This is a genomic window from Actinotignum inguinis (assembly GCF_051265835.1).
Taxonomy (GTDB): Bacteria; Actinomycetota; Actinomycetes; order Actinomycetales; family Actinomycetaceae; genus Actinotignum; species Actinotignum timonense.
On the sequence record NZ_JBOZDP010000033.1, the window covers coordinates 1 to 10,767 of the forward strand.

The following is a 10,767-nucleotide window of genomic DNA, read 5'->3' on the forward strand; positions in this document are numbered from 1 at the left end:
TCGATGGTTTAACGATTGTGGAACATCGTCAAGCGGTTTTAAGCGATAATGTCCAATAAACAGTCCGCAGCCCCGACCGTCCGGAATTTGCACTATGTTTGCCCTTGACTTGGTGACGAGCCTTCATCGCGAACAAAGTGTACGTGGGTGACAGTTTTTCCTGTTTTATTGTCAGGGACGTACATTCTGTGGCCGGTACGGTTCAGAATGCACGTTTTGTTGCCCCGCTGGGGCATCGTCGCACCGCGGCCGGCGGGGCGGGTGGTGTGTTTTCCGGAGTGTACTGCGGATGTTGTACAAGCGAAGTACAGCTCTGACAACACATGCCTCCTCCCCAGGGACTGGTGTGAATCCTGAGGTTCGAGTTATAGGGGCCTATAGGGCACCCGGCGCTCGCTCAACTCGCGAAACGCATGGCTTACGGGGCGCTCGGCGCCCGGAATTTCTGTGCTACGATTCCACCCATGGGCATTCAACTATTCCTGTAGATCGGCGTGGCGCCTCGCGTTGAAGCGCGGCAGTCACGCCAGGTCACGCACGCAGCACTCACCGGTAGGTACATTGGCGCACTCGCGCTCACTCCGCGTACCCCCGCAATTTTCGCGTGCTCCGCTCCCGATCAGCTCCGCCTAAGCTCGGTGCACCGCCAGTTCAGAACCGGCTCTAGCTCAGCTCCGGATCCTGATCCAGCTCCACGGAATATTCGAACCACAGCATCTTGAGGAATCCCATGACCCAGCCCTCGGCCGCGTCCGCCACGCACCCAAAACCCACCCCGCATATCTCCCGCTTCGCTGCCTTCCGCCCGTGCTCGCTGCGCTTCTCCGAGGAACACATCCACGCCTACCCGAATCGGCCCCTCGCGTTCCTCCTCGCCATTACCCGCGAAAACGCCGGGCTGATCGCGCTGACCACGCTGATCGCCTGCCTGACCTCGGTGGCCAGCGTGGCCCAAATTCACTTCGTTGGGAAAATGCTAGATTCCGGGCTGGAGCACGGCATCACCGCCGAGCTCCTCGCTCCGGCAGGGGCCTTCGTCGTCGCCACTCTTATTCTTGCCCTCACGCTCTGCACGGAAATCCCCGAGAACGTGCTGTGGATGCGGGCGATGATCCATCCGCAGCGCACCCTCGCCGCCCGGCTTTTCCCGCGCCGCACTGATCTGGAGATGCAAACCGGCGACGTCGTCTCCGTGCTCAACTCGGATACCTACATGGTCGGGGCCATGCTCATCAACACCCCGTCCACCCTGGCCTCGCTGCTGTCCTTCGCGCTGGTGGCGGTGCTCATGATGCGGATGAGTGTGCCGCTTGGCCTCGCGGTGATTATCGGCCTGCCGCTGGTGATGGCGGTTGTCTCCTGGATTTCCCGCGTCATGGCCAAATGGCGCGAGCCGCTGCGCGAGGAACAGGGCAAACTCACCACATTGGCCACGGACGGCGTGGTCGGGCTGCGGGTGATGCGCGGCGTCGGCGGAGAAGATTACTACAATGCGCGCTACCGCGAACAATCGGAAGCGGTCAAAAAGGCCGGTTTCGACGCCGCCCCGTCGCGTGCCCTCATGTCCACCGTGACCAACGGCGGCCCGCTTATTTTCCAGGCGGTCATCGTGACGGTGGGCGTGAGCATGCTACTTAGCGGGCACCTCACCGCCGGCGAACTCTTCGCGTTCGCCGGCTATTGCGCCATCCTCTCCATGCCCATCATCATGTTCTCCAGCTTCGCGACCAGCGCGGTCGCGGCCTGGGTCAGCGCCAAAAAAATCACGCGCGCGCTCGCGGCCGAACCGCTGCTGCCCGATACCGGCACTGTGATTCCGCCGGACTGGCGCGCGGTTTCGCTGTACGACGCCGCGGCGGACTTGCACATCGAAGCCGGGCGCTTCACGGCCGTGGTGGGTGCGAACGTGGAGGAGGGCACCGCGATTGCGGCGCGGCTCGCGCGTATGAACGACGACGCCGCCATCCGCCTGCGCTGGCCTGCCCCGCCACCTAACGGCGAGCCGGGCGGGGCGCCCGCTCCGGGCGAAGCCCGCGCCGCGGATATCCCGCTGGACGAACTCCGCGCCCACATCCGCTACTCCGGTCCGGTCGCCGATCTTTTCGCCGGCACCCTGCGTGAGAATCTCCAGGGCGAGCACGCTCCGGCTGTTCCGGCCCGCACCCTGCCCCAGCTGTTCGAGGATTATTCGAGCGGACAGGCCGGCCACCAGCACGCCCCGGCGGATACCAGCGCCGATGACCAGCTCAACCGAGCGCTGGCCGCCGCCCAGGCCCGCGACGCCGTGGAGTCGCTGGGCGGCCTGGACGGCACCGTGACCGAGCGCGGCCGCAATGTTTCGGGTGGCCAGCGCCAGCGCCTGGTGCTGGCCCGGCTGCTGGCCTCCGACCCGGAGATCGCCATCCTCGTGGACCCCACCTCCGCGGTGGATTCCCACACCGAGGCCCGTATCACCGCTGCCTTGGCCCAGGCCAGGAAGGGGCGCACCACCGTGGTTGTCTCGGCATCCCCGCTGGTGCTGGGGGCAGCTGACGTCGTCGTTCTTATTCGCGACGGCAAAGAAATCGCGCGCGGCACGCACGCGCACCTACTCGACCACCCGGACTACCGCCGCATCGTGGTGCGGGAAACCGGAGAAGAACCGCAACCCGGAGAGGAGCCGGCATGATCCTTCCCATCGCATCCCGCCGTTTTTCCGTGCGTGCCCTGGCGCGCATTGTCCGCGGGCGCCTGGGCGAATTCAGCCTGGTCGTCGGGCTGCAATTGGTGGCGGCCATCGCGGCCGTTATTTCGCCCATCGTGATCGGCCGCGCTATCGACATCGCCGGCCACCCGGAAGCCGCCGCCCGCGCGGCCACGCTCATCGCGCTCATGCTCGGGGCGGTCGCGGTCCACACGCTGTTCACGTTCCTCGCGGATCTGCGCGCGGAATACTTTGGCAACCGGGTTTTCGCCCAGCTGCGCGACGGCGTGGTGCACGGTATCACCCACTTGCCCCTTGACCTGGTGGAAAGCGCCGGCTCCGGCGACCTCCTCGGCCGCACCACGGACGATATCACCCGCGTGCAATTCTTCATCCAACGCGGAATTTCCAGTCTCGTGGTGCTGGTGACCACCGTGTGCGTCTCGCTGGGTGCGGCGCTGCTGGCGGCCCCGGCCCTCGGCTGGACGCTGTTCCTCACGGCGCTGGTCACCGCGGTGGTGCGCTGGTTCCTGCGCCGTATCGTCCCGGTTTTCCAGTCGGGGAGCGCGGTGCGCGCGGCATTTGCCGGCTCGGTTTCCGAAACCGTCACCCAAAAAACCACCGTCGACGCCCTCAATCTGGGGCGGGTGCGCCTCGGGCGCCTGGGCACCTTCATCGAGGAACACGTGCGCGTGGAAACGTACGGCGCGGGAATCGTGTGGCTGTTCCGCGCCGGCGTGGCGCTGTCCGTGTGGCTGCCGGTCCTGGTCACGCCGCTGGTAGGCGCGCTGCTCATCCCGCGCGGCGCCGCGACCCTCGGCCAGGTCATCACGGTCACGATGCTCGCGATCCAACTGGCCGGCCCGCTCGAAGAACTCGGCTGGTTCATCACCGAACTCCAGTATTCCCTGGTGTCCTTCGCCCGCATTTTCGGGGTGGATACGGTGCCGCCGGAGTCGCGCCCCGACGTGCCGCGTGGAACCGATGTGGAATTGCGCGGCGTGCGTTTCCGTTACGGCCGCACTATTAACGACGACGCCGGGCCTAGCGAGCCACGCGCCTACGCGCTCAAGGGCGTTGATCTGGAGGTGCGCAGCGGTGAGCACCTGGCGATTGTGGGGCCGTCCGGGGCCGGGAAATCCACGCTGGCCCGGCTGATTGCCGGAATCAACCGGCCCGAATCGGGCGCGGTGCGGATCGGCGGGGCGGATGCTTCCCGGATTCGGGAGGATCACCTACATGCCACGGTATCGCTGGTCACGCAGGAGCACCATGTGTTCGTGGGAACGGTGGCCGATAACCTGCGCATGGCCCGCGCCGATGCCAGCGAGGCGGAGATGCGGGCCGCGCTCGCGGCGGTGGAATTGGATCTGCCTTTGGAAGAGCGGTTGGCGGGCGGGGCGCGCGAGCTTTCGCCCGCGCAGGCCCAGCAGTTGGCGCTGGCCCGCATTATTGTGCTGGACCCGCAGATCCTTATTTTGGACGAGGCCACCGCGATGCTGGATCCGAATGCGGCGCGCTCGGCGGAGCGCGCCCTGGCGCGGGTGCTGGAAGGGCGCACCGTTATTTCCATCGCGCACCGCCTGTATAGCGCCCATGCAGCGGACCGGGTGGCCGTGATGATCGACGGCCGGGTTGCCGAGCTGGGCAGCCACGATGAGCTGGTCGAACGCGGCGGGGAATACGCCCGGCTGTGGGAGATGTGGCAGGCGGTGGATGCGCCGGAGGTGTGAGGATGAAAGGGTGAGGCGCGAGTGCGTTCCGGGAGCCATTATGCGCATATGAAATGTGTAAAGATGCAGGTCAGTGGCTTGTGAGTAGGTGATCTGGCGGTTGGGTGCGGGGTGGCGGGTGAATAGTGGTGTCTTTCTCTTAACAAATATGCAAGGAAATCGGTTAAGGTATGTGTTTGAAGGCCACTGGATGGTGGTTGTTTCACGCGCCAACAGATAGGGATTGCCGGGAGGGCTTGGTTTTTCGCGGTTTTCTTGGTGTTGGTTGGATTCTAATCAAGCTTGGTGCTTGGTACTTGTGGAAAGGTTTGTCTTGATGTTCAAGATTGGGAAACGGGTTGCGGCGTCTGTTGCTGCGCTCGCTGTTGTGACGGGGGGGGGTAGCGTCTTATAGCTTTGCGGCCGAGCATATGGTGAAGGACCTTGTGGTCGCGGTTGTGGCTGATGGTACCCCTGACTTCAGCCAAGAAGCAGGCCCTGGTAAAGATACCGGCCCGAAGAATGGGGTTGTGCGTTCGCTGGATACTGTTGATTATGAGGTGTCCTGGCAGGTCACCGAGGATGGTGACTATACGCTTGAGGCGGACTTGCCTGCTGGTGTGGAGTTTGCTCCGGGTTCTGATTCTTTCTGTAAGAACGCGGGCAGCGCGATCAAGAATGATTTGACGTACCAGAATAAGAACACGCTTCGCTGTGAGCTGTCGGGTACGGCTGGGCAGTCGGTGAAGTCGGCGGTGAAGGTGTTTGTGCGCCGGGCCGCGAATGACTCGGTGATCCCGCTCCAGTTCACGGCTGGTGGTGTTACCTCGAATACGGTGTCGACAAAGGTGTCGGCAAAACCAGACTTCACCGTAACCCATACCCCTATTCACTCTGTGCAGTATGAGCAGGTAGATGGGCTAATTTGGGGCTCAATGGGCGTTTCTATTAATGCTCCTCGCCCCTCTCAGGGGTTGAATAAAGGTCTTGAAGCACTCAGTGGTGACTATCGAGTGAGCATCCCGGTGAAACTACCGGAAGGCTCTATCGTCAATTGCTCAAACGAATCGCATTCACCATTTTGGCCATACAACTATTTGAGAAACGACCCGAAGGTTAGTGAAGACAACTCATTTAGAAACTCGGGTCAGTGCACTAACGGTACGTATCGTGATGGTATTTTTTCTTTTGATGTAACCGGGGCTGATCTTACCGCATCATCGTGGCCGACCCGTGAGAATACTGGTGGGCAGTGGGGTCTGGGCCGAACCGAAATATCTCAAGTTCGCATTAATATTAATATTCCCGTTGCGGCGGCTGCTACTCAGCGGACTATCGAGTGGGGTGAAGCTAGCATCGTTGCTAAAACCCTGAATAACGAAGAATACGCGATGGAATCAGCGGCGTATTCTCAAGGAATCATCGATCCTAATAAGCCATCTGTTGGTCGCGATCCTATCTCTTTCTATCCGAGTGTAGACAGGTTTTCTCCAGGAGAAAGCCTTGCTTTAGGTGAAGAAAAGAAAGCGTTTATATGGTCGCGATGGCATGTGCTTGGGGTGCACCAAGGCAAGGGTGTAACCGCATGTTTCGCTGCTAATCCCCAGCAACTCCAATTTGCGCCCCACGGTCAGGGCACAGCATTTAACTTGAATGATGGAAGCGGTAATAAATTAGCGGAGAGCTTTGAGTATTACCGTGGTGACGATGATTCACTTTCGGAGTCTTTTACCTGTGGCGCGTATGGGGATAGTGCGCCGGGGTGGAGCACTGATGCGGGTGACATGTCCACGGTAAAGGCTGTTCGCGTTCGTGTAACAGATAAGGCAAAAGCCGATCAAAGTTGGAGCTTTACCGCTGCGGTACATCGCCCCACCACTTATACAACCCAGGTTGGAGCGCGAATCCCGGTCAAACATATTATTGTGCTTGACGGAACCGAGCGCGTGTTCCGTTCAAACTCGTATTTCACTGCTGTTGATGGAACCTTTGGTTTGAATCCGGCCTGGGATAAGGCGGATGGTTTGTTTGGTCAGGTCCGTAACCTGAATCTTGGTTTCACCGCTAAAGACGGCCTAAACGAAGGCACGGTCACGGCTACGCTTCCGGCGTGTTTGAAAGTCACCAACCCCGGCACCGGGGAACTAACCCCAGCCACGGGTGATGTGGATCGGGAGAATTGCGGTATTCCTGGGGATACTGTCACCTTCCCCGTGGTGGATGGTAACCCGAACTATGTAGTGCAGGCCCAGGTCATGGCTAAGTCACCGCAAACCGGGACCACGAAGGTTATCCTGGACTCTCCTCAGCAGCCACTGAGCGAGGTACGCCGTTCTAAGAGCATCTCGTTCACCACCGGTCTGGTTGAGCAGGCCACCGCGTCCGTCTCTACCAGCGCTCCGGAAAACACAGTGACGTTGGAGAACGGGACGGCGGCGATTCCGTTCACGCTTGCGTGGGGTAACGCCACCACCGGTAATGCCACGGGCGAGCTTGTGTGGTCAGTGCCCGAGAACGTAGTCCTCGCATCCGTAGGTACCCCGTCCGACGACGCGTCAGTGCAATGCACGACTCAAGATCGCACCGAAGTAACAACCGCTCTTGCGGCTGATAAATCCGGTAAGACTCTCTCGTGGTCGGACTGCCCGGCAGATCCCGCGACTGTGACGGCTGTAAAGGTTTCTACCGGTGATCTGGCATCTACTGCGACCGGTACTCTGCCCGTGAGCGTTACCGCCAACACGGTTGGTGACGTGAATACGTCGTTCACCGCGGGTGTCTTCACCACGGCCGGGGACGGCAAGGTTGATTTCACTGAGGCTACCCCGCTCTCGGTGTATGTCCGTACACCCGCCCCGGCAGATACAGTGACCGAGGGCGCGTGGGAGGATGCAACCGATGCTTCCGCCAAGGATTGTGACACGAAGCAGGTAACCCAAACTCGCACCGTGACCACGACCCCGCACAAGTGGGACCCGGCCGGAAAGCAATGGGTTGCTGACCCGGATCACGCGACCACGAAGACTGAGACTCAGACTCGTGCTATGACCGATAGTGAGCTTCAGGTTTGTACCCCCAAGCCCGCCGATGACGTGAAGACAGCCGAGTGGGTGGATCAAGATGGCGCGGACGCGAAGAACTGTGCTGCTAAGACCGTCACGCAGACTCGCAGTAAGACCACAACCCCGTATAAGTGGGATACCGTCTCTAAGACGTGGGTTTTGGATGCGGATAAGGTGAAGGTTGAGTCTGAGACTCAAACCCGCCCCATGACAGACACGGAACTCATGGCGTGTGCGATTCGCCCCGCCGACAAGATCGATACCACCGAATGGGTAGACAGTACTGAGGAGGATGCGAAGGATTGCGCTACCGGTAAGGTGACTCAGACTCGCTCGAAGACCACAACCCCCTATAAGTGGGACACCGTGGCTCATGAGTATGTGCTGGACACCGAAAACTCAGTAACTGTAACTGAGACCCAGACTCGTGACATGACCGACGCTGAGCTGCAAGTCTGTACCCCCAAGCCCGCCGACAAGATCGACAACACGGAGTGGGTGGATTCGACTGATGAGGGTGCTAAGGATTGCCAGACCGGTAAGGTCAAGCAGTCACGTAGCGTGACGACCACGCCCTATAAGTGGGATGCCACTAGCAAGAAGTGGGTGGCGGATACTGACAAGGCCGTGACCACGACTGAGACCCAGGTTCGGGATATGACAGATAGCGAGCTGCAGGTCTGCACGCCTGCACCCGCCGACGATGTAAAGACCACGGAGTGGGTTGACTCGACTGATGAGGGCGCTAAGGACTGTCAGACCGGTAAGGTCAAGCAGTCTCGCAGCGTGACGACGACTCCCTATAAGTGGGATGCGGCTACCAAGAAGTGGGTGGCGGATACTGAGAAGGCCGTGACTACGACTGAGACTCAAACTCGGGATATGACAGATAGTGAGTTGCAAGAATGCACCGTGAACCCCGGCCTCAAGGTTGAAGAAACCGAATGGACTGACTCGGCTGAGGACGGTGCGAAAGACTGCGCTACCCGCAAAGTCACCCAAACCCGGACTGTGACAACCACGCCTTATAAGTGGGACAGTGTCTCGAAGAAGTGGGTGCTTGATCCGGAGAACGCTACTACTAAGACCGAGTCTCAGGTTCGGGATATGAACGAGGACGAGGTAAAGGTCTGTATGGCTGGTACCGGTGTCCCGGTCTATCCGGATCCGACTCCGGTTCCCCCGAACGGGAGCGTGACTATTGATCCGATCAACGGGCCCGATAACCCTGCCCAATGTGAACCCACCGGTCCTATCACGCGCGCTGACGGAGTGACCATTACGGTGGATAAGGATTGCAAGGTCACCATCACTATCCCTGAGGGCAAGACTCCCGGTCTGTTGACTCCGCCTGTCGAGGTGACACCGAAATACCCCACCCCTGATAAGCCGGTGGTTACTGTACCGGTGAAGGTGATTGATACACCGGATTGGGATGATACGACCACGACCCCGGGCACCCCGGTAACCGTTGAAAAGAAGAAGGGCGAGGTACCTGAGGGGACCACGACCGAAGTAAACGGTCCTGGTACTGCGGTGTTGAACCCTGACGGGTCTATCACGGTTACCCCGGGTGAGAGCGCCAAGCCTGGTGAGACGATCACGGTCAAGGTTGTTGATAAGGTAGGCAACCCCCTCGATAACATCACCGTGACGATTACGGAGCCGGCACCCGGCCCGGACTGGGACGACTCGATCACTGGGCCTGGTAAGAAGATCACCGTACCCAACAAGGGCGGTGACGTACCTGGTGGCACCACGGTGACGGTGAACGGCCCGGGAACAGCAACACTCAATCCGGATGGCAGTATCACTGTCACCCCGAATGAAGACGCGAAGCCTGGTGAGAAGATCACCATCACGGTTAATGACGGTAAGGGTAAGGCCTTGGATTCGTTTACCGTGAAGATCGGGAAACTCAAGACCAGCGCGAAGAACCTGCCCGTGACTGGTGCGACTACGACGGGCATGGCTGGCCTAGCGGCAGTGTTCATGTTGGCTGGTGGGCTGATGGCCTGGCGGCGTCGTCGTAACTAAACAAAATAAGAGCCATATCGGCTAGCCCCGCCAGTGTGTAGGGGCTGGGGGTGGTAGGTGAATGTACGAAACTGGTTTACCTACCACCCCCATTTATTTTCATTGCGCCAGCCGTGCAGTTGTGGTGGCGCTAGGCGTGCAATTCGTATTGCGCTGGGTGTGCATTTTTTCGTTGCGTTGGGGTGTTGTGGTGAGGCTTGAGTTATTAGAAACCCTCGTATCGTATTCGAGGCTTGGGACGATGGACGCGGTAGCCCGCCAGTGTGGGTGTACCACCGCGGCGGTTGTGAAGCGTATCCAGTTGTTAGAAGAAGAAGTAGGCTATCGGCTCACCCAAAGAGCCGGGCGGGGTAGCGAGCTCACGCCCGCGGGTTGGCATCTGGTGGAGCGTTCTATCCAGATTCTTGGGTTGGTGGATAAAACCGTGAGCGAGATACGAGGGGCGGTGGATGACCCACGCGGGCGGATCGTGATTGTGGGACGCGAGTCCGCTGCCCTGGAGAGTCTCGCAACTGTGATGGGGCGGGTGCGGCAGGAGTATCCGGGGATTAGTTTCGAGGTAGTGGCGTGTGGGCGGGAGCAAGCGGCTCGCATGCTCAGTGAGGGTGGGGCGTCTTTCGCGGTGTTGGATGCCTCGTGGGAGTGTGAGTCTTGGGAGACACTGAGCTTGCCGGGTGAGGACCGGTGGGGACTACTCGTGAGGGCTGGTAGTGATCTGGCGGGCAGAGAAGCAGTGCGGCGTGCGGATATTACGAAGCGGGCGTTGGTATTGCCGCATGAGGGTAGCCGGGAGCTTGGGTATTGGTTGGATAAGGAAAACCAGTTGGATGTGGTGGGCCGGTATGGGTCTGGGCGGGTGGCTTGCCACCTGGTTGAGGCCGGGGTTGGTGAGGCTATTGTCTTGGAGAATGCCGTTGCGGAGAACGCGGGCATGATCGGGGCAGCGAATTCTGGTGGTGCTTCTGGTTTGGTGTTTGTGCCGCTCGATTGGCTGGTTGGTTTGCGGTGTGTGTTGGCGTGGAGCAAGCAGGCACGGCTTGGGCGGGCTGGTGAGGTGTTCGTGGAAACAGCCCGGGAAGCCTTTCGCATGGTAGATTGACATTACTCATCAACCACGATGTTGAAGGAGTATCTGGGGCCGTTCGCTACGCGGGCGGCTCCTGCTGTATACGCTGAATGGGTGCAGAATCCCACCAGAGTGTGTCAAGTTGTTTGTGTGTGAGCATTGTTTATAAATACTTATTAAACCGGTCAGGGTAGGCCACGGACATCT

Annotated in this window: 4 protein-coding genes and 1 pseudogene; all 5 read left to right on the forward strand. The window is 60.1% G+C overall.

Translation table 11 applies throughout. The annotated features are described in order from the left end of the window. Positions 1-730: 730 nt before the first annotated feature. A complete protein-coding gene (locus ACRQFC_RS09035) occupies positions 731-2,668 on the forward strand; it encodes an ABC transporter transmembrane domain-containing protein (protein ID WP_284897467.1) in 1,938 nt (645 codons plus the stop codon). Then, positions 2,665-4,416 (forward strand): ABC transporter ATP-binding protein, encoded by a 1,752-nt coding sequence (locus ACRQFC_RS09040; RefSeq protein ID WP_284897465.1) that lies wholly within the window; start codon positions 2,665-2,667, stop codon positions 4,414-4,416. The genes ACRQFC_RS09035 and ACRQFC_RS09040 overlap by 4 nt, the downstream gene beginning before the upstream one ends. Before the next feature lie 410 nt (positions 4,417-4,826). Then, positions 4,827-5,132, forward strand: a pseudogene (locus ACRQFC_RS09245) (hypothetical protein); the annotation flags it as partial. A gap of 1,188 nt (positions 5,133-6,320) precedes the next feature. After that, positions 6,321-9,494 (forward strand): Ig-like domain-containing protein, encoded by a 3,174-nt coding sequence (locus ACRQFC_RS09050; RefSeq protein WP_284897462.1) that lies wholly within the window; start codon positions 6,321-6,323, stop codon positions 9,492-9,494. A gap of 61 nt (positions 9,495-9,555) precedes the next feature. Further along, positions 9,556-10,593: a LysR family transcriptional regulator gene (locus tag ACRQFC_RS09055; RefSeq protein WP_284897460.1), complete on the forward strand. Its 1,038-nt coding sequence runs from the start codon at positions 9,556-9,558 to the stop codon at positions 10,591-10,593. Positions 10,594-10,767 lie beyond the last annotated feature (174 nt).

Bases quoted from the DNA above. Each gene is read 5' to 3' on its own strand.
- ACRQFC_RS09055 (WP_284897460.1), top strand. From the start codon at position 9,556: ATGTACGAAACTGGTTTACCTACCACCCCCATTTATTTTCATTGCGCC.
- ACRQFC_RS09040 (WP_284897465.1), top strand. From the start codon at position 2,665: ATGATCCTTCCCATCGCATCCCGCCGTTTTTCCGTGCGTGCCCTGGCG.
- ACRQFC_RS09035 (WP_284897467.1), top strand. From the start codon at position 731: ATGACCCAGCCCTCGGCCGCGTCCGCCACGCACCCAAAACCCACCCCG.